This is a genomic window from Synechococcus sp. CBW1006 (assembly GCF_015840525.1).
Lineage (GTDB): Bacteria > Cyanobacteriota > Cyanobacteriia > PCC-6307 > Cyanobiaceae > CBW1002.
This window is the reverse complement of record NZ_CP060396.1, coordinates 647,218-670,671: the sequence shown is the minus strand read 5'-3', so window position 1 is coordinate 670,671 and position 23,454 is coordinate 647,218. Positions and strand designations below refer to the sequence as shown.

The 23,454-nt window shown below is 55.3% G+C and carries 18 protein-coding genes; 5 read left to right on the top strand and 13 right to left on the bottom strand.

The window, feature by feature from the left end; genetic code table 11:
• Positions 1-15: 15 nt before the first annotated feature.
• Positions 16-1,566, bottom strand: coding sequence for an IS5 family transposase (locus tag H8F26_RS03160; protein WP_197157398.1), 1,551 nt, complete (start codon positions 1,564-1,566; stop codon positions 16-18).
• Between the two features lie 228 nt (positions 1,567-1,794).
• On the opposite strand from H8F26_RS03160, the gene H8F26_RS19175 reads away from it, so the two are divergent.
• Positions 1,795-2,082 (top strand): transposase, encoded by a 288-nt coding sequence (locus H8F26_RS19175; RefSeq protein WP_231597691.1) that lies wholly within the window; start codon positions 1,795-1,797, stop codon positions 2,080-2,082.
• 10 nt (positions 2,083-2,092) lie between these two features.
• On the top strand, positions 2,093-2,965 hold the full coding sequence (locus tag H8F26_RS03155; protein ID WP_231598222.1) for an IS3 family transposase: 873 nt from the start codon (positions 2,093-2,095) through the stop codon (positions 2,963-2,965).
• Between the two features lie 199 nt (positions 2,966-3,164).
• Here the strand turns inward: H8F26_RS03155 and H8F26_RS03150 are convergent, their stop codons facing one another.
• The 3 genes from H8F26_RS03150 to H8F26_RS03140 form a co-directional block, all read right to left on the bottom strand.
• Positions 3,165-6,740, bottom strand: a complete 3,576-nt coding sequence (locus H8F26_RS03150) for a glycosyltransferase (protein ID WP_231605434.1) — start codon at positions 6,738-6,740, stop codon at positions 3,165-3,167.
• A 763-nt stretch (positions 6,741-7,503) separates the two neighbouring features.
• A complete protein-coding gene (locus H8F26_RS03145) occupies positions 7,504-7,716 on the bottom strand; it encodes a hypothetical protein (protein ID WP_197157394.1) in 213 nt (70 codons plus the stop codon).
• A gap of 14 nt (positions 7,717-7,730) precedes the next feature.
• Positions 7,731-8,129, bottom strand: coding sequence for an integrase core domain-containing protein (locus H8F26_RS03140; protein WP_231605433.1), 399 nt, complete (start codon positions 8,127-8,129; stop codon positions 7,731-7,733).
• 226 nt (positions 8,130-8,355) lie between these two features.
• On the opposite strand from H8F26_RS03140, the gene H8F26_RS03135 reads away from it, so the two are divergent.
• Positions 8,356-8,562 (top strand): hypothetical protein, encoded by a 207-nt coding sequence (locus H8F26_RS03135; RefSeq protein ID WP_197157392.1) that lies wholly within the window; start codon positions 8,356-8,358, stop codon positions 8,560-8,562.
• 153 nt (positions 8,563-8,715) lie between these two features.
• Here H8F26_RS03135 and H8F26_RS03130 read toward each other — a convergent pair whose 3' ends face one another.
• Both H8F26_RS03130 and H8F26_RS20045 read right to left on the bottom strand, forming a co-directional pair.
• Complete coding sequence (locus tag H8F26_RS03130) at positions 8,716-9,516, bottom strand: hypothetical protein (protein WP_197157390.1); 801 nt, start codon at positions 9,514-9,516, stop codon at positions 8,716-8,718.
• A 596-nt stretch (positions 9,517-10,112) separates the two neighbouring features.
• The gene (locus H8F26_RS20045; protein ID WP_370594730.1) at positions 10,113-10,451 is read right to left on the bottom strand and encodes a transposase; all 339 of its coding nucleotides are present in this window, start codon (positions 10,449-10,451) and stop codon (positions 10,113-10,115) included.
• A 123-nt stretch (positions 10,452-10,574) separates the two neighbouring features.
• Here H8F26_RS20045 and H8F26_RS03120 point away from each other — a divergent pair, with 123 nt between their 5' ends.
• On the top strand, positions 10,575-12,125 hold the full coding sequence (locus H8F26_RS03120; RefSeq protein ID WP_197157387.1) for an IS5 family transposase: 1,551 nt from the start codon (positions 10,575-10,577) through the stop codon (positions 12,123-12,125).
• Positions 12,126-12,819: 694 nt separating this feature from the next.
• Here H8F26_RS03120 and H8F26_RS03115 read toward each other — a convergent pair.
• Together H8F26_RS03115 and H8F26_RS03110 are read right to left on the bottom strand one after the other, a co-directional pair.
• Positions 12,820-14,334 carry an IS66 family transposase gene (locus tag H8F26_RS03115; RefSeq protein ID WP_197154287.1) on the bottom strand — a complete coding sequence of 505 codons (1,515 nt, stop codon included), beginning with the start codon at positions 14,332-14,334 and terminating at the stop codon, positions 12,820-12,822.
• A 287-nt stretch (positions 14,335-14,621) separates the two neighbouring features.
• Positions 14,622-17,180, bottom strand: a complete 2,559-nt coding sequence (locus tag H8F26_RS03110) for a glycosyltransferase (protein WP_197157386.1) — start codon at positions 17,178-17,180, stop codon at positions 14,622-14,624.
• 597 nt (positions 17,181-17,777) lie between these two features.
• On the opposite strand from H8F26_RS03110, the gene H8F26_RS03105 reads away from it, so the two are divergent.
• The gene (locus H8F26_RS03105; RefSeq protein ID WP_197157385.1) at positions 17,778-18,728 is read left to right on the top strand and encodes a hypothetical protein; all 951 of its coding nucleotides are present in this window, start codon (positions 17,778-17,780) and stop codon (positions 18,726-18,728) included.
• A gap of 205 nt (positions 18,729-18,933) precedes the next feature.
• On the opposite strand, the gene H8F26_RS03100 is transcribed toward H8F26_RS03105, so the two are convergent.
• From H8F26_RS03100 to H8F26_RS03080, 5 genes are read right to left on the bottom strand one after another with little or no spacing between them, the layout of a single operon-like run.
• On the bottom strand, positions 18,934-19,359 hold the full coding sequence (locus tag H8F26_RS03100) for a dienelactone hydrolase family protein (protein ID WP_197157384.1): 426 nt from the start codon (positions 19,357-19,359) through the stop codon (positions 18,934-18,936).
• A 29-nt stretch (positions 19,360-19,388) separates the two neighbouring features.
• A complete protein-coding gene (locus H8F26_RS03095) occupies positions 19,389-20,717 on the bottom strand; it encodes a diguanylate cyclase (protein ID WP_197157383.1) in 1,329 nt (442 codons plus the stop codon).
• Between the two features lie 58 nt (positions 20,718-20,775).
• On the bottom strand, positions 20,776-21,315 hold the full coding sequence (locus tag H8F26_RS19810) for an ISAs1 family transposase (RefSeq protein WP_197158914.1): 540 nt from the start codon (positions 21,313-21,315) through the stop codon (positions 20,776-20,778).
• Positions 21,312-21,941, bottom strand: coding sequence for an ISAs1 family transposase (locus tag H8F26_RS19805; protein WP_197154053.1), 630 nt, complete (start codon positions 21,939-21,941; stop codon positions 21,312-21,314). The genes H8F26_RS19810 and H8F26_RS19805 overlap by 4 nt, the downstream gene beginning before the upstream one ends.
• Entirely contained in the window at positions 21,890-23,449 is a 1,560-nt protein-coding gene (locus H8F26_RS03080) for a PAS domain-containing protein (protein ID WP_197157382.1), read from the bottom strand. Before H8F26_RS03080 ends, H8F26_RS19805 begins: the two co-directional genes overlap by 52 nt.
• Positions 23,450-23,454: the final 5 nt, after the last annotated feature.

Genomic DNA, 23,454 nt, shown 5'->3' with positions numbered 1-23,454 from the left:
CAAGTCGGCCAGATCTCAAAAGCCTGGCCTGCAGATGCCCTCAGGCGCTCTGATCGCTGACCAGGCCATAAAAAAGCTGTAGATCCACCCAAAAAGAAGGACAAAAAGGAGGCGCAGCAGCCTCAAGACCTTTTCCGCGCACATCACGACAAAGGCCATCGAGATGGAGGATTCGGCACCAGCTGGTAGACGAGCCATGATCAGATCCAGGGAATACTTGCGCTTTCCAGAGCCAAAGACGCCTTCCACTTCATTGCGTCGAGCTTGATCAGATCGGAGCTGGTGCTTGTGTGCAGTGGTGACATCAGGATCCTTGGGCGGGCGACCCAATCGCTTGCCGGAGAGGCGAATACCGTTCCTCGTGCAGAAATGCCTATTCTTGGCCGTGATATAAATCCGGTCGGCGCAGATGCGCTCTGGGTAAGATCCTGTATCCAGCTTGTATTTTTCCGCCTGAGCGATCAGGTCTTCTCCTTCGTTGTAGGGGTTCCAGCTTATGCGGTGCAGGAACGGAAAGCCGTTTTGAACCGAAACACTGACTTTGGCTCCAAACTCCACCGCAGCACGTGCTTTGCCTCGCACCATTGGGCGGATATGGGTCTGCACAAGATTCACTAGGCGGTCTGGAATGCTGTTGGTCTGCGAGGCGAGCAGAAGGCCCTGTTGCCGCTCCAACTCGCTGCAGGCCAACAACTTCTGCCACCAATGCCTCTTAAGCTCGGAAAGCCTTGCCCCGCAGCCGATCAGAGCATCAATGGCCTTGAGATTCTGCCGCACATAGCCAAGCTGATGTTTAATGGCAGCCTTCACTTTGCGGCGACGTGGTCGTTTTTGCTTCGCCACTCTCAGGAAATGAGCACGAGCAAGGCCACGGTCGTAGCGAGGTCGATGTCTCCTGAATCCCGATGACTGACTGCACAGATCATCAATGACTCGCTCGGTCGTTGTGCGAGCCTCGTTGAGGAGCTTGAGGTCTCTGGGATAGGTGATGTCGGCTGGAGTGCAACTGGCATCAATCGTGAGAGTGCCCCAATTCTTTCCTTCTGGCCAGTCAGCAGGCTTGATCAACGCATCAAGTTCTAGCTGAGCGCCTCCTCCACTGGAATCACGATCATCATGGTCGTCATCGTCTGCTGCCTGAGCAAGTGCTTCCAGAAGGATCTCTTTGCCGCGCTGCACCACCAGCTCGTTGATAAGGCGCAGATCCTCGTCAGAGAAACGCTTGCGAAAGTGCACCATCATCGAGGCATCAAACGGTGCCTTGGCTGTGTAGCCCGCAAAGCCGAGAAAGAACTGAATATAGGCGTTCTCTCTGATCTGATGGACTGTCTCTTCGTCGGTGAGCCCTAACTTCTGTTTGATGTAGAGAGCACCAAAGGCCATTCTCACTGATTTGGCTGGAGCGCCAATTGTGGCGCTGAATTGAGGGGCATAGGTTTCTTCCAGCTCATCCCATGGGATCAGCCCCTCCAGTTGAACCCAGCGATTCTCGGGATCAAGTGTGCCGCCAAATGGCAGGTGGAACTCCTTGATTGAGATCTGACCGTTATTGTGCCTCCGGTACATATTGAGCGATCAGGAGTAAAGGCAATCACGGATTGCCTGATTCACGGCTACTTTAGCGGTTTCTCATGCTTGAGACCAGCTGCGGCGCAATGGATCTGGATTTTTCAGGAGACCCTACGTTTGCTTTCGGGGTCAGGCCTCCAAAGATTGAGGTGGTCTGGCTTTTCTGGACAGGCCCCATCGTTAACCTCTGAGGCGGGGTACCGCCCCTGAAAGGGGCTCCCACCGATGAGCAAGCGCCGCACCCACAGCCCCGAGTTCAAGGCCAGGGTCGCCATGGAGGCGATCAGTGGCCGCAAGACGATCCAGGAGATCGCCGCCGACCACGCCATCCACCCGATCCAGGTGAGCCAGTGGAAGCGGCAGCTCCTGGACGGTGCCAGCGAGCTCTTCACCCGAGGCAAGAAGACCAAGGACAAGGAGGAGGGGCAGGCCAAGGAGGCGGAGCTGTTCCAGCAGATCGGACGGCTGCAGATGGAGCTGGAGTGGCTCAAAAAAAAGTCTCAACTGCTCTGATGCCCGTGAACTGCGCAAGCTGGTCGATCACGACCACCCCGAGCTCAGCATCAGCAGGCAGTGTGCGCTGCTGGGGCTGCCTCGATCCACGCTGTACTACCGGCCGACACCGGTCCGTGTATCGACGCTGCGGATCATGGCCAGGATCGATGCTCTCTACCTGGAGGATCCCTGCAGCGGCAGCCGCCGGATGGTGGACTATCTGGCCCAAGATGGTATCCCGATCAGCCGAGATCGAGTGCGAAACCTCATGCGGCGCATGGGATTACGGGCGATCTACCAGAAGCCCCGGACGACGGTTCCAGGTGATCCGTCCGTGCGGTTCCCCTGCCTGGTGGACCTCACGCAGGTCACGTCGGTGGATCAGGTCTGGGCGACCGACATCACCTACATCCCTCTGCAGAAAGGGTTCCTCTATCTGGTGGCGATCATGGATCTCCATTCCAGGCATGTGCTCAGCTGGAGGCTCTCCAACAGCCTTGACACGAAGTTCTGTCTGGAGGCCCTGGAGATGGCCTTGGGAGGCGGCCGTAGGCCAGAGATCTTCCACTCCGATCAAGGCTGTCAGTTCACGTCCGCTGACTTTGTGGCCAGACTCAAAGGGGAGCGGATCCAGATCAGCTGGTCCGGCAGAAAGCGGTGCTACGACAACATCCTTGTTGAACGGCTGTGGAGGACTGTCAAGTACGAGGAGGTCTACCTACGGGCATACAGCGATGGCTGGGACGCTGAAATCAGCCTGGCCCGCTTCCTGTGGCGGTATTGCCATGTAAGACCTCACAGTTCCCTTGGAGGCAAAACTCCCCACGCGGTCTACACTGAGGCCGAACCATGTTCCACCCGTCCTGGGTTAACGATGTCAGGGGCCGGAACTGTCCAATAAAAGGCACCCACCTCAGATGTCATCGGCCATGGCCCGATGTCCTCATGACCAGAGTGGCAAGGGCGCTCTGGCCTGGCCGTGGGTGTTTCGGGCGCGAGGGCGTACGCGCGTACTGGTTCGTTTGCTGGGGATTGAATCTGCCGCGTAGCAGCTTCACCCAACATACGGAATAACTAGCCCTCAGATTTCTCTAGACATATTAAAAAATATGATCAACATTATCCCTTACTCGTTCTTCTAGCGAAGAACAAAGAGCGGCCACCCATGCCTGGTGCTCTCTTGCCAGATCAGGGACTCTGACGCCAATCCCTCCTTTGTGGCTAGGGCCAACTATCTTCCAGTACCGCTCATGCAAAGGCTGAAAAAGGGCGTATAGATAGGCGTATTCACCGGCCGTCATGAAGTCAGTTGGATTATAGGAATGTGCACTATGGCTGATGGCTTTTTGAAGGCTATTCTTCTTCCATGGCTCATCATTTACTGTCAACTCAAAAGCAAGGCTGTCATCTATCGACCTCAGCTCTTCCTCATAGATAGTAGTCTTGGCATCGCCTAAGCACTCCAGTAGCATAGTCGCTTGATTCTCGTTTCTATTGTTTGCGAATTGTCGAGAATCCAGAAGAAATCTGGCAATCTTAAGAATTGATTCCTCTCGATTACGAACAAATCCTTCGTGACTCACGATAATAAGTCGATTAGGCGGAGCTGCAATTAGGGGATTAAGAATTCGTATTATATATTGAAATGCTAGGGTGTCAATTGTGCGATGCGGCTCTTGCCATGAGCCTGGCTTTTCTTGTGAGATCTTTCTCATCGCACAAATTTGGTCAATAGGGTTGCGCATAGAGAGAATGCACTTAACACTTGGAACGGCCTTGAGCAAGTGATGTGCATATTCGCTTGACGTTATTGTCTTGTCTATGACAAATCCCGATCCCGTGCGGGCAATGAACTCCTTAGCCCTTCTCGATAGAGTTGATTCGACAACCGCGATATATAACTCAGCCAGATTATAGTTCTTTTGCGGGGAGACTATGGGCCGGAGATCTACAACGTGCTTAAGGACCCATTCAAACCTTGGATCACTCTTTCCAATGCTGTCAAATCTTTCGAGGAGGTAGCTTCCTTCATGCCTGACCTCTGGATCATGCCCAACTAACTCTGCATACTGACTAATTAAAGAGTGCTCCGGTATGCCTACGAATGGATAGTGAAGGCAAAGACTTCGCTGCAGCACTGAAGTTCCGGATCTTGCTGGGCCCATGATTGCTGCAATACCTATGCTTGGCGCCTCATGAATGATGGGCCCAGCAAATGAAGCTGCTCCGCGTGATTGTTGTTTATATTGCCTAATTATAGCTTCCCACTCTAGTGCTGAGCGCCTCGGCACGAACTTGGCGTTGATTGGCGGACAGCGACCTATCAGATAAAAATGGCCGAGGTACCAGCTTTCAAATAGAACTGTCGCATCTTCTAGCCATGCACAGGAATGATTATGAATTAGATGGTGAAACATAACGCGATCGCAGATCGGCCCATATTTCGATGGCATCTCGCTCCAAATAGAAAGTGCGGAGAAAGCAGGTCGAAAGAGTACCATGCAACTGGTGTCGACATGCGCCTTGTTTGTATCTTCTTCTAGCAGAGTTGGGATTACTTGCCCGTCTGGAAAAAATACATGTCGATAGGTAAATATAACATCCGCTTGTGTTTCTTCTCTGCGCGCAAGTGCTAGCCTGATATGGTCATCTTTGTATAGATTGTCGACATCGAGGTAAGCGATGGCATCATAGCCCTCGTTCATTGCGCAGAGGCTGCCTATCCCTCGAGGAGTATTGCCATTATCGCGATGTCCTTTGCCAAGAATGATGTGCCGGCAGTCCCAGCTATCAAGCTCTGGATTGCCAGGGCCATCGGCAATGAAAAAGTGACTACAAGAACTACTCTGTCTCAGCACGCTTTCATGACAGCGTCGCAAGATTGGTGTTGGCTCGTTGTGATAGGGAGTGATAACTGCAACTCTTGTAGACCGTTGTGATGAGCTATATCCTCTCGCAGGCTGAATAGTTCTCTCTGCAAGAGTCTTCCTAGGACTCAATAGTTGATCCATGCCTTGACTCTTGGCGAATTGTCGGCTCGTCGCTAGTGAGATCTGGTACTCTTCAAGTCTGGCGCTTGAAATAATTTCTTTCAAAAGGCTATCATCTGCTTTCTTCGGCTTGAGACTATATCTAGCATGAGTCAGTTCTCCATTTGGGAATATACTCGATTGATATTCAACGCAGGCAATGGTCTTGATCGGATCAAGCTGCGCCAACGGAAATGAGTGATTCTGCAAAATATACTCTTCTTCATTAGTCGCAGAATCCTGCTGGTCCCCGCGGATTTTGTTTAGGTGAGCCCGTTTGAAGGCTAGTGTATTGGCAGTGACCTGGTTGTGGTTGAAGGGGCCTAGTAGCCAAAGTTCTCGCTTCGGCATATTGATGATGGGTAAAGTGTCTGCGCCAGCTACGTCGTGGTCAGTGTCCATGAGGCGCTTGACTGCGTGCTCAACTCGTGATGGTGGATAATATGCAGTTTCATCCATATGAATAATGATATCTCCATCGCAATGATCGTAACTAATACTTCTTTCCCTGCCTTGGGGCTGCTTGTTTTTGGGTCGGATCAACTTTGTCTTGAGACCCGTATTTGGAGTTGGCGAAAAGATGGGCCCATCAAGATCTGAGTCATCAATGATTACCCATTCTGTAAGGAGTCGTGAATATGTCTGACTGAGAATGCATTTTTCAAGAAGCGGCAATAGGGTCGATCGATTGTGTGCTACAGTAAATAGACTAACTTTGATTTCCTCGCTTCCTTCGTCTGGAAAATTCTTCATTGTCTTATTGTGCCGAAGTCGTTCCGCTGACTGCATTGGCTCGTGTGATCTACCTGTGTAGGCGAAGCCCTTGCTACTGGAGCCAACTCGATTTTCTGATTTGTGCGTGACTGTCTTCTGTTGTTGTCTTGTAGTGCCTGCTGCAGAAACAGGTGTTGAATGGCCGATGATACTGTCTTCTCGGACATCCTGCTTTCGTGTCTTTTCTGATGTTAGAATGTATCCTTGGAAGATGTGCCTCAGTTCTTTTTCGGATATAAGGCGATTAGGGAAGCATCGAGAAGCAGTGTTCGCGCGGATGATATGCAAGCAGATTCCAATATCATCTTGGACAAAGCTGACTGATCCTTTTCTCTGTAAGACTCTTTCGACGAAATGCGAATCCTCTTCCAATTCTTGGTCTGGAAATCGAGTTTGTTCCCAGCATGACTTTCTGTACATGCATGAAAAACCATGCCCTGTTTGGAATGAACGATAGGCTGCAGCTGTAAATCTTTCAAGTCTCTTGCCAACTGGCTCGGTGCCACAGAAATTAAAATGATCGGATTCATGATCTGCTGTATCCCAGTAGCCAAGTCTCCCGCTCGGCTCATGCAGACAAAACCAGCCGGCTAACTTCACGACATCACAGCCACTGGTGCTCATCGCCTTCCACATCATCTCAAGATAATTCGCCGCGTAATAATTGTCTTCATCGAAGTGCGCAATTATATCGCCGTTGCTTCGACTGGCAAGCAGGTTGCGCTTCTCACCGATGCTTAGTCTCCTACTCGTATGCCAATAAAATGCATCACTTCGATGCTCAGCCTTGTCACGAAAAGCAGAGTCAGGGTTGTCGCTGTCATCTAGAACTAGAATCTCCTTATTGGACCAGCTTTGTCGGTCATAAAGCATTAGAAGCTGAGGCAGAGAGTGGGCTCTGTGTCTTGTTGGAACAATGACGGAGATCTTTGGTATTTCTTCGACATTTCTTGCGGGGTCGATTGGCTGCCTGCTGGGGCTGAGGTGCGATGTTTGCTGGTGTGATCTATCCCTACTCATGATCTTCCATTACGATGTCCGGACATTCGCCAGTCTGCCTTGTCGTGGCTGTGGTGTCTTCTGGGCTCGAGAAAGGCTCATTTGCCTCTGACACTCTGAGAGGTCGAATCAGTCTAAATTGTCTCGGTGTGCCACGGCGGCTATCAGGGTGCATCGACACTTCTTCGGCCAAAATGGAAAGAGACTAGCATAGATAAGTTGATTTATACTCTTGTGCAGTGCGTCGTTAGAATGCTCAAGCGGCATGGAAAGCCAAGCTAGTGTCTCAGCTTCGCCATTAGAGGACCAGGAGCCTGTCGCGCATAGATCAGCACCCAGTCTCTGCACAGCCGCCCATCAATCTGCCCTGATCCCAGTGACTGCAATGGATCTGGGCGATACACTCGGGCATGCAGAAGCGCAAGACCTTTCGCCCCTGGCCGCGGTAGCGCCCCTTCGAGTGGTGTAACTCAGGAGGTCCTGTGACCCTTTCAGGAGGGTGATCAGGAGCAGTCAGGGGATGACTGCTTGGGAGCTGATTGCGCAGCTCCATCGTTCCACTATGAACCCTGATCGCTGAATGTGCAACTCAGCGATCGAGGGGATTCGTGTAGATCGAGGAAGGAGTTGGTGCGTTTCAGCTCATGGCTACTGCCGCCCGCTTGGCCGGATCACCATCGGTGGGCTCCAACATTGCCTCGAGCTCGGGGATTTTGGCCATGGTGGCCTCGGAGAAGAAGCGGCGGCGCTCCAGCTGCCATTCCTCCTGCTGCTCCAGCAGCTGACTGCCCACCAACCGCACGATCGCGGCATCTTCCCCAATGACGGTGACTTTCAGGGAAGGTGTCACTCCTTGGCTGCCATTCAGGCGGCCTCGATTAAGGGTAGCGCGAGGATCGGATATGGTTCCTCTGGTGGCTTGTTGATCCACACGTCTTCGGGTTGGCGCCAGCAGCGAGTGGATCGGCTCCAGCGTCTTGGATGAGCCTGGCGGGCCTTCTCGTAGACATCGGCTCGCTGCTGGCACATTGCGGTGGCAGTACCGCTGTGACGCTGATGAGGCGTGACGAATTTGATGCCGCTGTGGCGGTGCCGGTGGTTGTACCAGTCGACAAACGCCGCCACCCACTCACACGCCCCCTCTTTGCTGGCAAGCGGCCTACTGGGGTAGTCGGGCCGGTACTTGACCGTGCGGAACAGGAATTCTGAGTAGGGATTGTCGTTTGAGACCCTTGGCCTGGAGAAGGATCTGAGCACACCCATCTCCCGATGGGACCTGTCCAGAAAACCAGACCACCTCAACGTGCCGCCAAATGGGACATGGAACTCTTCGATTGAGAGCTGCCCGTTATGGTGTTTTCGGTACATCTGCAGCGTTCAGCAGTTGTAGCAATCGTCAATTGCCTTGATCGAGCCCAGTTCATCGGGTCTCGGTCACTGAAACAAGTTGCGCCGCAGTCGTTCTGACTTTTTCAGGAGTCCCTAACTGGTGCGAGACCGCTGGAGCATCGAGGGCTGGCACTGGATTCCGGGCAATGGCGCCGGCGCGATGGCCACGCTGCGAACCGCAGCGATGAACCTGCTGAGGCTGGTCGGATGTCGGGCGATGCGTGCCGGGATGCAGGCGGTGATGTACGACAACATCACGGCATTGCTGGCGATGGCCACGCGCCAGCCATCCCCGGACCTATGGTGAGACTTTGAATTAGCCCTGGCTACTCATCGGCACTGAATCCATCCGAAGAGGTGAGGATGGACTCCTGAGCAATCAACCGGCTGCAGCCTGAGCAACACTCAGAGTTCAGCCGGGCCTCCCCACTTTGTTGCCCTGGGTGTGGTTCTTACTTGATCAGGAGGCCCTACTTAAAATTCTTAGTCGGGAATCGCCTTGCCTGACAAGGGCAAGGGCCATAGCCTGAAGATTGACTCCATCACACGAATCAGCAAAATACTCATGAAACATACTCCTAAAAACCAGTAATGTATCACTATAGAATATATCTTTTAGTTGGTCAACGGCTTTGACGGCAATCTCCGTATCAGCCTCAGTTATTCCAAGCCTAGAGAGCAATAGAGTGGAGAGTGCTGTATTGACCTTTGGCAGGGGAAAGTCATCAATAACTGTCGTACCTTGCATTAAGGCCAAGACCAAGGCAGTCGCCGCTATCCGAGTCAGAGTCCCTGAAGGTTGATGTGAGCCAAATTCTTCCCAGATTCTTCCAGTGCGAATTGATTCAATGACTTGCTCAGACTTTTGACTAAGTCCATAAAGCCTTGAGTATGTCCCCCCAGAAAGTGAGAACTTCACTAGTAAGTCTTCAACACCCCTGCAATAGTAATGCCTTAGTGGAAGACTCTTGCCCTGCTTTAGGGTGATGCGTGAACCCAGCCTGGACATCGTAGATGTGTGCGGCTTGACTTCCTGGACATCCGCAACTCGGACAATCTCTTTTCCGCGCGGAAACAATATAAACTGCTTCTTGTGACTTTCAACTCTGGAAAAGTCAAGCGTTGCTGTCAAGGCCCAAGGCATTGAAAGGGTCTGAATATCATGCGAAAGCAACAGCTTGACAGTGCCGGGATGGAGGTACTCGTCAGCATCAATAATTGCCGAATACTTAGTGACTATGCGTGGAAGCGCCGCGGTCATATTCTGTGAATCAATGTCCAATGGCGAAATTAGGTTGTCGACCAAGATCTGTCTGCAAAGTAGCGATTGGCCTGGTTCGAGAATAAAGTAGAAGCTTTCGATTCCAATGGACCGATGATAATCTATAAATCCTTGCAGATAAGGAGCTTCTCCATCATATAATCGCGTTAGGACTGAGAGATTGCAGGTCACGGGCGGTGAAGGCGATTGGAGGAGCAGTCGCCACAAAGGTGCTGCACTTTGTGATTTTAGAGTGAATTCTTAATTGTCGTCAAGACTTCTCTTGATTAGGAGTTTGCTGAAAACCCCGTCAAGGGCCATTCAGCTGAGGTGGTAGTACAGCGTGGATCGAGGCAGCCCCAGCAGCGCACATTGGCGGATGACACTGAGCTCAGGGTGGTCGCGATCGACCAGCTTGCGCAGTTCATGGGCATCAGAGCAGCTGAGACTTTCCTAAGAAGCACAGCGTTGCGGCGGGAATCTATGTTTGCTCTATTCACGCTTGAGTGAGCGTTAGGCCAAGGCGCTGAGCTCGTCTCTTTATGGCATTGATCTGTATCTGCCGCTGCTCAGCTTCGTAATGGCTCAGACCAGGATCAACAAGGGATATGCCATCGCGTAATGCTCGGTAATAGAGTTCGGCCAACTTGCGTGCTGTTGCAATGATTGCCTTTGGGCGACCAATCCTCGCTGCTAAACGTCTTTGAAATCCACCGAGAGATGTCTGCGTACGCGCCAAAACTTGCGCGGCCATCCAAATAGTAGTCCGGGCAGGATTGGCTCCCCACCGCTGTACCTGATGACAGAAGCCTTCCACCAGATACCTTGTTCCGCGGGGCCAGGCCAAGCCATGACGTGAAATGCTTGGCCGTTGGCCATCGCCTCATATCAGTCCCACACTCACTAATCACAGTCAAAAGAGTTCCATGGCCCATTCCAGGTAGGGACTCCTGAAAAATCCAGATCCATTGCGCCGCAGCTGGTCTCAAGCATGAGAAACCGCTAAAGTAGCCGTGAATCAGGCAATCCGTGATTGCCTTTACTCCTGATCGCTCCATATGTACCGGAGGCACAATAACGGTCAGATCTCAATCAAGGAGTTCCACCTGCCATTTGGCGGCACACTTGATCCTGAGAATCGCTGGGTTCAACTGGAGGGGCTGATCCCATGGGATGAGCTGGAAGAAACCTATGCCCCTCAATTCAGCGCCACAATTGGCGCTCCAGCCAAATCAGTGAGAATGGCCTTTGGTGCTCTCTACATCAAACAGAAGTTAGGGCTCACCGACGAAGAGACAGTCCATCAGATCAGAGAGAACGCCTATATTCAGTTCTTTCTCGGCTTTGCGGGCTACACAGCCAAGGCACCGTTTGATGCCTCGATGATGGTGCACTTTCGCAAGCGTTTTTCTGACGAGGATCTGCGCCGTATCAACGAGCTGGTGGTGCAGCGCGGCAAAGAGATCCTTCTGGAAGCACTTGCTCAGGCAGCAGACGATGACGACCATGATGATCGTGATTCCAGTGGAGGAGGCGCTCAGCTAGAACTTGATGCGTTGATCAAGCCTGCTGACTGGCCAGAAGGAAAGAATTGGGGCACTCTCACGATTGATGCCAGTTGCACTCCAGCCGACATCACCTATCCCAGAGACCTCAAGCTCCTCAACGAGGCTCGCACAACGACCGAGCGAGTCATTGATGATCTGTGCAGTCAGTCATCGGGATTCAGGAGACATCGACCTCGCTACGACCGTGGCCTTGCTCGTGCTCATTTCCTGAGAGTGGCGAAGCAAAAACGACCACGTCGCCGCAAAGTGAAGGCTGCCATTAAACATCAGCTTGGCTATGTACGGCAGAATCTCAAGGCCATTGATGCTCTGATCGGCTGCGGGGCAAGGCTTTCCGAGCTTAAGAGGCATTGGTGGCAGAAGTTGTTGGCCTGCAGCGAGTTGGAGCGGCAACAGGGCCTTCTGCTCGTCTCTCAGACCAACAGCATTCCAGACCGCCTGGTGAAGCTTGTGCAGACCCATATCCGCCCAATGGTGCGAGGCAAAGCACGTGCTGCGGTGGAGTTTGGAGCCAAAATCAGTGTTTCGGTTCAAAACGGCTTTCCGTTCTTGCACCGCATAAGCTGGAACCCCTACAACGAAGGAGAAGACCTGATCGCTCAGGCGGATAAATACAAGTTGGATACAGGATCTTACCCAGAGCGCATCTGCGCCGACCGGATTTATATCACGGCCAAGAATAGGCATTTCTGCACGAGGAACGGTATTCGCCTCTCCGGCAAGCGATTGGGTCGCCCGCCCAAGGATCCTGATGTCACCACTGCTCACAAGCACCAGCTCCGATCTGATCAAGCTCGACGCAATGAAGTGGAAGGCGTCTTTGGCTCTGGAAAGCGCAAGTATTCCCTGGATCTGATCATGGCTCGTCTACCAGCTGGTGCCGAATCCTCCATCTCGATGGCCTTTGTCGTGATGTGCGCGGAAAAGGTCTTGAGGCTGCTGCGCCTCTTTTTTGTCCTTCTTTTTGGGTGGATCTACAGCTTTTTTATGGCCTGGTCAGCGATCAGAGCGCCTGAGGGCATCTGCAAGCCAGGCTTTTGAGATCTGGCCGACTTGATGTCACCGCGCTTGCCAGCCTGATTAACGCGAAGCAAACGGACGAATCCGGCGCCGATGGGCCGAGAATCTTTTTCAGGAGTCCCCAGGTAGCTGCATCATGTCTCTGCCACAAAGAGCAGCGCACAGTGGCCTGGGATTGAAGTTCAGAGATCGAACCCGATTTCGACCGTCAAGCTTCGCACTTGAGAGCTTCTTGTCACCTAAGAAATGCTTGTTCTCCTGGCCCGTTGACTCAACCAAGGTCTGCAACAGTTCATTGATTCTATCTTCGCATCTTGAGATTCTCTCCGAATAGTAGTTGAACTAAGCCGCTTCGCGGCAGATTACAAGAATAATCATAGTCAACTTTTGTCGATTCAAGGCTCTGCGCCTTGCGGGGATGACACAGGGTGATGCTCAGGGCGAGAGCTGAGCAGTCCCCGCTGGGTTGCGGCTGGCGACTGATTCCGGGAAGACACTGAGGGATGCGCATCTACTGATGCGCTGATTCCCTTCATCTTCCCAACGGGAAGCCAGCTCAATGAATAGTACCGAACAGGAGCGCTTTGATCGCCTCTTTGACGCTAACGTAAAAGCGATGGTATCCGTTCAGGGGCCGTTACGCAGCAGCGCAGCATTCCACCCTTGATCGCTGATCAACGAGCAACCACAGACACCACGATCGATGACGGCCGGCTCAGGGATTCGGCAACAGCGATGGCATCTCACCGCCGCGATGATGGGCGATCAAGGCCTGCTCCAGGAACTGCCAGATATCACGGCCCTGTTGCCGCAGGCTGGTGGTGACCGTGAGCAGCCTGCTGCGGCAGATCGCACCCTGGCGGGATTGGACGCCATGGCTGATCTTGCGCTGAATCACCGAATGGCGCAGGGCACGCTCGGCTGCGTTGTTGGTGGGCTCGATCCCTTCAATCTCCAGGAAGGTCCAGAGGCCATCGCTCACTTGCAGCAACTGATGGCAGGTACGCACCGTCTTGGCCCACGGCGTTCGCTCGCCGCGCTGGCAGCCCAGCTCCACAACCCGCTGCAGCGTGCCCACAAACGCCTGGCGGATCGGCCGACAGCCCTGCTGCAACGTGGACCAGTCGATCGTTCCGTCTTTGTAGCGGTGCCACTGGGCAAACAGCTGCTGCTGCAGGCCCAGCAGCTCCGCTCCAATCTCACCGCTGGCGCCCTGACGGTCAGCGATGGCGGTGAGATCGCGGATCACGTGCGCCCAGCACAGCTGGCGCTGCTCCAGCGGGAGATGGTTGTAGGCGGAGAAGCGATCGCTCACCACAATTCCGCCAAAGGCATTCCCGAGCAGGTCGATCGCGGCGGCAGCCGAGCGGCTCAGGCTCTGCAAGAACACTGTCACCCCCATGGCGGTCACCATGACCCACTCCCAGCCGCGCCGGCCATCGGGGTTGCCCCCATCGGCATTACCGGTGGGGGCACCGGTTTCATCGACATAGACCACCGACTGCTGACGGGCAAACGCAAGGGCCTCCTGCATGGGCTGCTCCAGTGCTGCACTCAAGCGCTGGCGGATAGTGGCCATCGCTCCCCGGCTGATCTGTACCCCCAGCAGCTGATCCAGCAGCGCCTGGGTCTTGCTGAAACTCAACGGGAAGGCACTACCCAGCAGACCCACCAGAGCACTGAGCCGGGGACCGTAATGGCTTACTTCCACCTCCGCCGGTAACGAGGCACAGGTGCTGGTGGAACAGCAGGGGCAGACCAGGCGGTGCAGCCGGTGCTCGATCACCAGAGGCGTGATCGGTGGAATCTCGATCACCTGGTGCCTCAAGGGCTCGGGATCCTGACCCTGTAGCAACGTGCCGCAGCGGCGGCAGGCCTGGGGGTGGTGCTCGACCACCTCATCCACCCGCTCGATCGGCAGCAGCTCCGGCCCAGATCCGGGATGGCCCGGCTGGCCGCCGCGCTTGCGGCCACTGCCCTTGCGTCGTTCGGGCGGCCTAAACCCCTGGCCATCACTGGAGGGAGGCTTGGAAGAATTGCGGGAGCTGCGGCCGATCCGCTCGCGCAGATGGGCCAGTTCGGTCGCCAGGGCGGTGAGCTGGATGCGGAGCTGCTCGATCTCCTGTTGCTGCCTCTGGCACTGACTGACCAGCTCAAGAAATCCAGCCTTCACTCCCACCGGGGTAGCGGCCCAATCGGCTTCTGAAATCCCGGCCGGTGGGGTGGTCATCGCAAGGAGTCTCTTACTGAGATGCAACCAGGAATCAAGCCACCGTCAAGGGTTCAGCAAGCCCGATGTTCGTTGCGAGCTGTCCCGACTCCTGAACGGGTACGGACCTTCTGAGTTACACCACTCCACGGGACGCTGCTCTTTTCGGCGATATCGAGCCGAATTGAGCACATTCTACAGTTGAAAACTGCTCGGATCCATTGCGGCGCAGCCGCTTTCCCCTTTCTCAGGATGCCCTGATTAGATGCATCGCATCTCTTGAGGGAAGCATAGTTATCCAGTGGACACTAAAGAGAAAGAAACGTGTTTGGTAAAGGGAGAATGCTTGTCATCTTGGTGAGATTCTGCTCCAAGATCAAGTGCTGAGCAAAGCAGGATGAGGTATTGCCTCCATGAATAATGTGAATAGCAAGTCCCCTGTAATCGTCGACAAGGCCAATGCTTGCCCCGGCTGATATGCAGTCCATGGCAAGCTTGATGTCTTCGCCGTGGTTGATGTCTTCCGGGTGGTTGACTTTATTGAGAAGATCGCTCCGATAAAAATACGAAAAGCCATATCCGTATAGCGATCGATCCTTTTCTTCGCTAGAAAACAGCCTGGGAAACCTTTCGATTCCGGAAGATGATATTCGATAGGAGCAGGAGCTGTCTAGCAGGGCTGTATTGCAAAAGCCGTAAATCCTCGTTGGCGCGTGGAGCGAACACCAGCTTCGGAGCTTAACGAAGTCGTACCTGCCTGCCAAGAGGCTATTCAGCATTGTCTCAAGATAATCAGGTGCGTAATAATCATCATCGTCAAAATGAGCGATGTACTCGCCTTTGGCAGCAGCGCAGAGTCTCTTTCGCTTAGTGCCGATACTATCTCGGTGATGCTGGTGGATATAGCAGATCCTCGAATCACTCTGCGCGATTGCTTCGGCTTCAGCGCATCGTTCTCGGCTGTCATCCAAGATCAACAGCTCTTTGTTGGGCCATGTCTGAGACTGAAAACATCGGATAATATTGATCAAGTGCCTTGGTCTTTCCTTGGTGGGAATAGTAACTGAGATCATGGATAAATCTTGAGTTGCCTTGCAAGTGCCAGGCATTTGAGGTGTCCTCAGCTGAGTGGTAGTGCTGTGCCCACTCCCGATTGGTGGACTGTATAGGGTGATAAATGGAGCATGTGCATAGGATGCTCTCTGCCTAATCTGTATGGACGTCTGGGCTTGACTCTGATGATTAACTTTGTGCACATTGATTGGGTTCTGATCGTTGTAGAGATGAATCGCGGAGGGAATGTGGACAGCTCTGTGCCCAGAAATCTCCAGTAGTGGATGCATCAACGCAATATCCCCGGCCTGTTTTATAATGTTCCCATGTTCATCGCTCAGGTCGCCAATACTAAGTAGCTCCAGCAAGCCAGCCTTGAAAGTGCGCAGGTGCGATGCTCGCCAGGGTGCTTGGCGAAAGCTGTTTGTGATCACTGTCCGAGTGTCGTAAGCGCCACCAATGTGTCGTTGATCGCTGGCGCGAATGAAGCTTCCATAGGTGAGTAAGCATTGCTGGCTCTGATAAGTAAATGCCACGATCTGTAGTGCATCTTTCCCTAGCAACTGGTCATCACCGTCAAGCGTAACTAATACATCGTCGAGAGACGGCCTTAGCAATCTTGTGCCTTGAAGAAAACTTTGCAATGAGCTACCACTATTTGTGGTATTGCTGGTTATTCGAAATCGTGAATCCCCCTCGATTGCAGCACTTGCGATTGCCGCCGTGTTGTCGGTTGATCCATCATCAATAATAATCGCTTCAAGATTTCTATGGTTCTGCTCTTGAAGCGACCGAATGCAGGCTTCTATGTACCTCTCGGCATTAAACGATGGGATCACTACCTTAAAATGAATGTCCTGATCATCAAGCTCAATGATGGATCTTGCTGGGAGTCTGAGTTTCTCCTCGTCCATAGGCGGGCTCAGCTGTTGTGCGGAAGAAACTGGTCTTGTTGCTCCTGGCTGTGTCATTTCAGTCGATGTCTTGCTATTTGCATTCCCATAAGCTTTGGCGAGCTGCCTGATCAACCCGATTTGATTCGGGTCTTGTGTGGGGACACGCTGAATGCGCGTGTTTTCTACCTGTTGAATCAACTCTCGCTTGTCAATGATATTGCCGCCATGGAAGATGCTGATTATTGTGAATCTTGGTTCCAGCTGGGCCATTGGTATGGAATAGTCCTTGAGAAAACTCTTCTCTTCAAGGCAAACGGCTTCATCGTCATGGCTTGTTTGTTCCAGCAGTGCTCGCCTGAATGCGAGCGTTCCTGAGGTTGCATGATTGGGGTCATAGGGTCCCTCGACCCACAGCTCTTCATCTGGCAGAAATAGAATGGGCAGCACTGTGGATCCGGCCACCATGCATCCACTCTGCTCCAATTGGTTGACAGCGTGTTCCACTCTTTCGGGCGGATAGTAATCGTCATCATCGAAATAGATGATGATGTCTCCGCGACAGAAGGTGTGGCTGAGATTTCTTTTTTCCCCAAGTCTGAGCTTTTTTGGCAGCCTCTGATAGTTGATCGTTAGGCCGCTCTGCTCGATTGGATGGAAATCAGGGTGGTCTTCAGAGGAGTCATCCAGGATTATCCATTCAATCTTGGTAAGTGGGTAGGTTTGGTTGAGAATGCACTGTTCTACAAGCGTCAGATAAGCTTGTCTCTGATGCGTGACTGTACAGATGCTGACGCTGGGCATCATTGCTTCTGCTTGATGCCTCTCTGCCTGCGTGTTGGCCTCGGCGCTGTCATTCCTGTTAAGAGTTGCTTCTTGCTGATTCATCTCCATTGGCTTGTGCTTTTTGCGCTTTGCCACGGCCTTTGGGGATCATCACGCTCTATGGGCAGTCTACCGATCAGTCATGGCTTTGTCACTGTCCTTCTCCAAGTGCTTCGTTGGGATGATCTTCCCAGATCCGGTGAAAGCTTCTTTGTGGATGTTCCCCTGCGGATCGTTAGCTGGCCACGACAACCAGTCCGCGTCGGAATTGCCAGCCGGAGGGGGCGCCCAACCCAAGTGGTCTCAGCCTGGGATGCAGGCGGGAATCAGGACATCGTTATGGGTTCGGCCGAGGCCAAGTGCGCCGTATGCTGTCCCGCCCCCTGAAAGCTTACATTTTGCGAGAGATCTATGCTGCCTGATTGGCGTTTTCTGACTGGTCAGCGCAATGATTTCTTCGCTAAGCATGCCCTTGCTTTGTTCTAGCTGGCTGTTATCTGCTGTGATGGGTTGAGTATTCGCTGATTTGCGAGAAAGCCTGATCTCCTTCATCAACTCTCATGATACTGTGAGCCCTGAATGCATGGGCTGATGCGCTTTACGACGATACGACTATCTGGAGGCAGATGGATGGTCGCGGGTGGATTCGCGGACCGAATCCGAGGCTTGTGCTCTTGCTATTGGGTTGGCAGGATGATTGGAGAGCCTCTCGAAGTGATTTGGCCCGATCCAGACCCAATTTCAACTTATTATGCTGCTAGGCATGGGCTGGGCCTGCATTTGAGTGGGGCCATTACTTCGGAATCATTGTATCCTTTTTGCCAGTCAATTGATTTGGTTGATGGCAAGTGTGATCAGTTTCTCGGGCAGCTGGTGTCTCAGATTCCCCTTGAGACTGACTCGGATGATGTGCTGCGAATCTTGCGCCAGACATTTAGCTGCCAATCTCTTGCGACCAATATGGGTTTTGATTTGCTCTTCAATCATCCGCTGGTTCATCGACTTGTTCGGGATCAGTTGCTGTTGGCCAATCGGATCATTGCTCCTTGGCCCGCCGATGCCTGCCTCAATCTGTTTAACTCGCCAGGGAGGCGACCGTTCAGGCGTTCAAATCTGACTGGCACAACATTTGGAAATTTATTTTGCTTGCGTGAGCCATCTGAATTGCCCGCCCCGCTTTCTGCTGCGTTGGCGTCCTTTCGGGCATGGGCTTCCCGTCATGCTGGTCACAATGTGATTGGTGTGCATGCACGCCTTGGCGGCGACTCTGTTTCTTGGCAGGATCCTGCATTGAGCTCTTTGGACGAGGCTCTGGACTCACTGCAGGCGAAGTCGACTCGGTGGCTTGCCCAGCAGAAGCGGCCAGCTGTGTTTCTGTGCAGCGACTCTGAAGCCTTCAAGACTCGTGCTGCCGATATCCTCTCTTGCCATTCTATTCCTGTCTTTATGCATAGGCTAGAGCCGATTCATATTGAAAGAAGCCGGGATAGGGGGCCGGGCATGATCGGTGTTGTTGCTGATTTTGAGTCGCTTCGCCTGTGCTCTACGATTCAATACACGGCGGGTGGCTTTTCGATGCTGGCGGCAGGTGCCTCTGGTGTTTCAATTGAAAGGCTTGTTCCCGGTAGGGCAGAATCAATCTGAGGGATTGGCGCGAGTGCTGTAGCTGTTCCTCGGTGGCTGCTTGGTCTTGTGATGCACCAGATGCGGGAATGGTCTCCATGCTCCTCGGTTCGAGGATGTATCGCTGTCGTGTTCATTTTGTCAGTCAAGCAGGCCGTGCGTTCGCTGATCACGACGAGCTTGTTGTCGTGACGACGGCTGTACGACCTGGAGGGGCGCCAGTCTTTCAATGGATATCCGTTGCTTCTGTTCTCCATTGTCTCCCACCCTCCCGCTGTGATGGACCCCCATGTCCCTGGAACCAGGCCAGCATCTGCTTCCAGCCATCCTTGGCCGCGTCCGGCCGGTAGCTGGGGCGGTATCGGGTGTGGAAGCCATGGGGCGCTTCAGGAGACACCACAATCCGGCTGCGGCTGCTCGCAGCCTGGAGTGCTGCCTGCATGTGCACCTCCGTTTCCAGCTTGATGCCGTCGTCCAGTTCACCGTAGAGCCCCAGTACGGGAATCGTGCCCCCGTCCTCCGGGATTTGCATGAAGCCGGCGGTGAGGGTGCCGAGCAGCAGATCGCGGCGCCGGATCCTCCGGGCGCTCCAGGGTCGGAAGGGGTCGGGGCTATCGAAAGGAGTCGCCGGGCAGGGCAGGGTGGCACCCACGCTTCGGCTGCCGTGGATCGCGGGTGCGTTCAGGTGTCGGCCGTGATCGCCACCACCTGATCGCGGCCGCTCTGCTTGGCGTCGTACATGGCGGCATCGGCGCGGGCGATCAGGGCATCGAGTGATTCACCCTCTTGGGCCAGAGCCACACCCACACTGATCGTGATGCTCACCTCACTGTCGGTGATCGGCACCGGTTGGCTGGCCAGACGCCGCAGTTTCTCGGCGATCGTGATCGCATCGTTGACCCCCTGCACACCTGGCAGCACCACCAGCAGCTCATCGCCGCCGATGCGGGCTGCCAGATCCGACGACCGCAGGCAGGAGCGCACCCGTGCCGCCATCGCCTGCAGCACGGCATCACCGGCGTTGTGTCCGTAGGTGTCGTTCACGGTCTTGAAGTGATCGAGATCGCAGAACAACACCGCCAGTTCCTGCCCCTTGCGCTGCTGCTGGACCGTGAGGCGCTGGATCTGGCTGAACACCTCCTCGCGATTGAGCAGGGCGGTGAGGCTGTCGGTGGCGGCGCGGCGTTCCAGCTCTCGCTCGGTGGAGACCTCCACATCGATGATCCGGAAGGTGCACACTTCGCCGTCCGGTTCTTTGGCGGCGTTGAGGAAGGAGCTCCAGCGGCTTTCGATCCAGTGGCTGTGTCCATCCCGGCTGCGGATCTGATCCCGCCGGATCAAGCATTGTCCAGGCCTGGCCTGGTTGGTCAGGGGCTGGCATGGGCGGTTGCCGAAGCTCGGGATCAGCTCCCCGATCGGGTGACCGATCCAGTCCCCTGGCTCCCAGCCCAGCACCGTCTGCACCGACGGCGAGACCCACAGCACCATGTCATCGGCGGCCAGATGCACCACCACGTCAGTGGAGTTCTCGGCCAGCAGGCGGAACTGCAGCTCGGAGGCGGCCAGCTGTGCCATGGCCGTGGCCCGCTCGGTCACATCGCGCCAGGTGATGCTGAGGTTGTTATCCACCATCACGGCACGGATGTCGAAATGGCGCGATTGGTCCTGGATGTCGTGGTGGAAGATATAATCGTCCAACACCAGTGGCTCGCCGCTGATCAGGACCTCTAGATAGCGATCGAACAGTCCGCTCGTGACATGCCCGGGCCAGAATTCCCTGATTGTGGCGCCCACGAACCTGTCCAACGGCATCTGGTTGTAGGCCGCGGCGGCCGGGTTGGCCCTAAGGATGCGGAGATCGGTGATCTGGCCATCTGCGTTATGCACAGGCCCAAGGATCAAATGGGGGTCGAGCAGGGAATCGAGGGTGGTGCGGAGTCGCTGGCGCTCTGTGATGAGTTTCTCCTGCGTCTGCACAAGATCCGTCACCTCGTAGTTCACGCCCAGCATCCGCAGCGGCCGCCCCTCCCGATCGAAGCTGGTGTGGGAGGCCAGGGTTGCCTGAAAGTCACTCCAACCTCGCTCCCGCGAGCTGAACCCCGCCCAACGCCAGCATCCCTCTGATGTCGTAAGCCAGTTCCCGGAGCCCCCGTCGGATCGAGCGGTAGCCGCCGCGCCGCAGCAGGTTCATGACCACGGTCCGCAGGAACGCAAACACCGGTGCACCGATGCGATGGGTATAGCGGTGGGCGTCCTCACCGAGCTGGGTGTCGCGGGCCCAGTGCCATTCGTTTTCAATGCTCCAGCGTTGCCGGATCAGGCGCAGCAGGCCTTCTGGAGCTGTGCGAACGGTCGTGATGAACAAGTGCCTGGTGACACTGTGCTTGCCGTTGCGCTTGGTGGTCGTGGTGATCAGCTCCACGATCCAGGCGCTGCCCGGCCAGGCTTCCTTGATGTGATCGGGGGCTTCCTTGGCCCTGAGCTCCCAGCGCGTGTCACGCCCATGGCGTTTCTCCTGATCCGTTGCAGTGAAAGGGATCCGACGTTTTCCCTCGAACTGGCGGCTGATCTGCCGATGGAGCCTGGGCTGATTCGTTTTGACGGTCAGGGCGACGTCGGCTCCCTGCTCGAGGCACCAGCGAAAAACGCCTGCGTCGTGTGCAGGGCATCCGCCTGGATCAGCTTGCCCTCTAAATCCATCGTGCTCAGCAGCTCTTTGAGCGCTGCTCGCTCGCTCGATTCATGGGTGTCGTAGGCCTTCTGAGCCAAGGCGACACCGAGGGCTCGGGCGTAGACCGTCACCTGGGCGACAAAGCGGTGGTTGCCGTCATCGGTCTCGATGGCTGAACCCTTCAGGGTCTTGCCATCGCACACCAACTGCTCCACAGCCGTTGTACCGCCTGGGATATGGCTGATCATCCAGGCCTGGAGCACCTCGCCGAACTGCTGCAGGTGCGCCTTGTTGAACAGGTAGAGGAAGGTGGCGTCCGAAGGCCAGCGCTTGAAATTCAGCCCCAGGGCCTGGTTCAACACCTCCCGGTGCCGCCTGGCGAACGCCTCCAGATCGCGGGAGCTGCGGCAGTCGCTGAGGATCCCAAGCACCGCCACCAGCAGCAGGTACCACTGCGGGTAGCGCACCCCGCGGCGGTAACGGCCATCGGGGATGGCCTTGAGGAAGCTGATCAGGTCGGCATCGGCGTTGAAATCAACAGCGGGAGCAGCGGTCTGGGGCATTGCTGAGGGGCTGGTCCCGCGAGCAAACCAGGCCGCGGCAGGGGCGCCAAGGGCAAGCTGGACGGACTTTCAGGCGGCCCTGTGTGGGAGGCCGACTTGAGGTGGTGGACAGAGCCATCGGGCCAGATCACCCGAAACTGGGCTGCATAGACAGACTCACCCCGCAGGGCTGATTGGACAGCTGCCTCCGTAGCGGCCTTGTCCTGCGGATGAACCGCATCGGCCCAGACTTCATAGGCGCCAGCAAAGTCGCTGGGACTACGGCCATAGAGCCGGTACATCACCGGGTCCCAGTGGAGGACGTTTCTGGGCACGTCCCAGTCCCAGATGCCCACCACCCCTGCCGCTGCAGCGGCCTGGAGGTAGTCGGTCTTGGCCTTGAGCTCGGAGATGTCGATCAGCTCCACCAGCACCTGCTCCACCGTTCCCTCGGAGCTCTTCAGGCTGCTCACCTGCAGATCTCCCCAGATCACCGAGCGGTCGGGTCGGGTCAGGCGCAGGCGCATCTGGCAGAGGCTCTGTTCCCCGGCCAACACAGCGGCCACCTGTGCCATGGGATCCGTGTCCTGAGCCGCCGCCGCCTCAGGCTCCTGTTCGGCTTCGGCGGTGGGATCAACGATCCGAAGGGCCTGGAGCAGGCCTATGGACTTCAAGGCGGCCTCGTCCTGGCCCAGCAGGCAGCAGAGCGCTGGACTCAACATCAGGAACTGGCCGGTGCCAGGGCTGCAGATCGCCACCCCCACCCTGGCCGCCTCGATGCTGATGCGCATCTGCTCTTCGGAGCGAGCCTCGGCCAGCTCAGCTTCGACCTGCCGGGTGATGTCGATCGCCTCGCCGATGCAGAAGTCCACGCCTCCCTCGCTCCGGCGAACGCAAGCCACGCTCAGATCGATCCAGCCAGCTGTGCTGTCGGCCTTCAGAAAACGCTTTCGGAGTCGATAGCTGCTGCGCCGATTGGCAACCAGCTCCTCAAACAGGGGGAGCTCGAGCTGGATGTCGTCTGGATGGGTGAGCTCTCTCCAGTTGTGGTTTTCCAGGGTGTCGGCATCGCGACCGAACATCCTGCACAGAGCCGGATTCACCCGAGTCAGCTGTCCGTCGGCATTGGCCAGGGCGATACCGACGGAGGTGTTGTCGAGGGTGAGGCGCAGGGTCTCTTCACTGCGTTGCAGTCTGGCCAGCGTCTGGCAGCGCTGGGCCGAGAGTCTCACGGCCATCAGCGCCACGCCCGAGAGGCCCAGCAGCCGGATGACGAAATCGATCGAGGGGAAGAAACCCCAGTAATAGCCCGAGCCGATCGCCAGCACGTAGGCCTCCGCGATCAGGGGGGCCATCTGGCGCGGCGTGGCGAAACTGGCCGAGAGCACCACCACCACGAAGTAGTAGGGCAGCAGCGGGAAGGTGCGCGGCGTGAGCAGATCCAGCGGGAAGATGGCCGCCATGGCCAGCGCCAGGATCCAGAGCAGGCGGTGGTTGCGTGTCGCTGGTAACGCTGGTTCCGAACGCACTTGCC

Excerpts from the sequence above, each read along its gene's own strand:
- H8F26_RS03160 (WP_197157398.1), bottom strand. The coding sequence starts at position 1,566 with ATGTACCGGAGGCACAATAACGGTCAGATCTCAATCAAGGAGTTCCAC.
- H8F26_RS19175 (WP_231597691.1), top strand. The coding sequence starts at position 1,795 with ATGAGCAAGCGCCGCACCCACAGCCCCGAGTTCAAGGCCAGGGTCGCC.
- H8F26_RS20045 (WP_370594730.1), bottom strand. The coding sequence starts at position 10,451 with ATGGGCCATGGAACTCTTTTGACTGTGATTAGTGAGTGTGGGACTGAT.
- H8F26_RS03150 (WP_231605434.1), bottom strand. The coding sequence starts at position 6,740 with ATGCTTTATGACCGACAAAGCTGGTCCAATAAGGAGATTCTAGTTCTA.
- H8F26_RS03115 (WP_197154287.1), bottom strand. The coding sequence starts at position 14,334 with ATGACCACCCCACCGGCCGGGATTTCAGAAGCCGATTGGGCCGCTACC.
- H8F26_RS03130 (WP_197157390.1), bottom strand. The coding sequence starts at position 9,516 with ATGACCGCGGCGCTTCCACGCATAGTCACTAAGTATTCGGCAATTATT.
- H8F26_RS03105 (WP_197157385.1), top strand. The coding sequence starts at position 17,778 with ATGATTGGAGAGCCTCTCGAAGTGATTTGGCCCGATCCAGACCCAATT.
- H8F26_RS19805 (WP_197154053.1), bottom strand. The coding sequence starts at position 21,941 with ATGCCCCAGACCGCTGCTCCCGCTGTTGATTTCAACGCCGATGCCGAC.
- H8F26_RS03140 (WP_231605433.1), bottom strand. The coding sequence starts at position 8,129 with ATGGGTGTGCTCAGATCCTTCTCCAGGCCAAGGGTCTCAAACGACAAT.
- H8F26_RS03095 (WP_197157383.1), bottom strand. The coding sequence starts at position 20,717 with ATGCTGGGCGTGAACTACGAGGTGACGGATCTTGTGCAGACGCAGGAG.
- H8F26_RS03120 (WP_197157387.1), top strand. The coding sequence starts at position 10,575 with ATGTACCGGAGGCACAATAACGGTCAGATCTCAATCAAGGAGTTCCAC.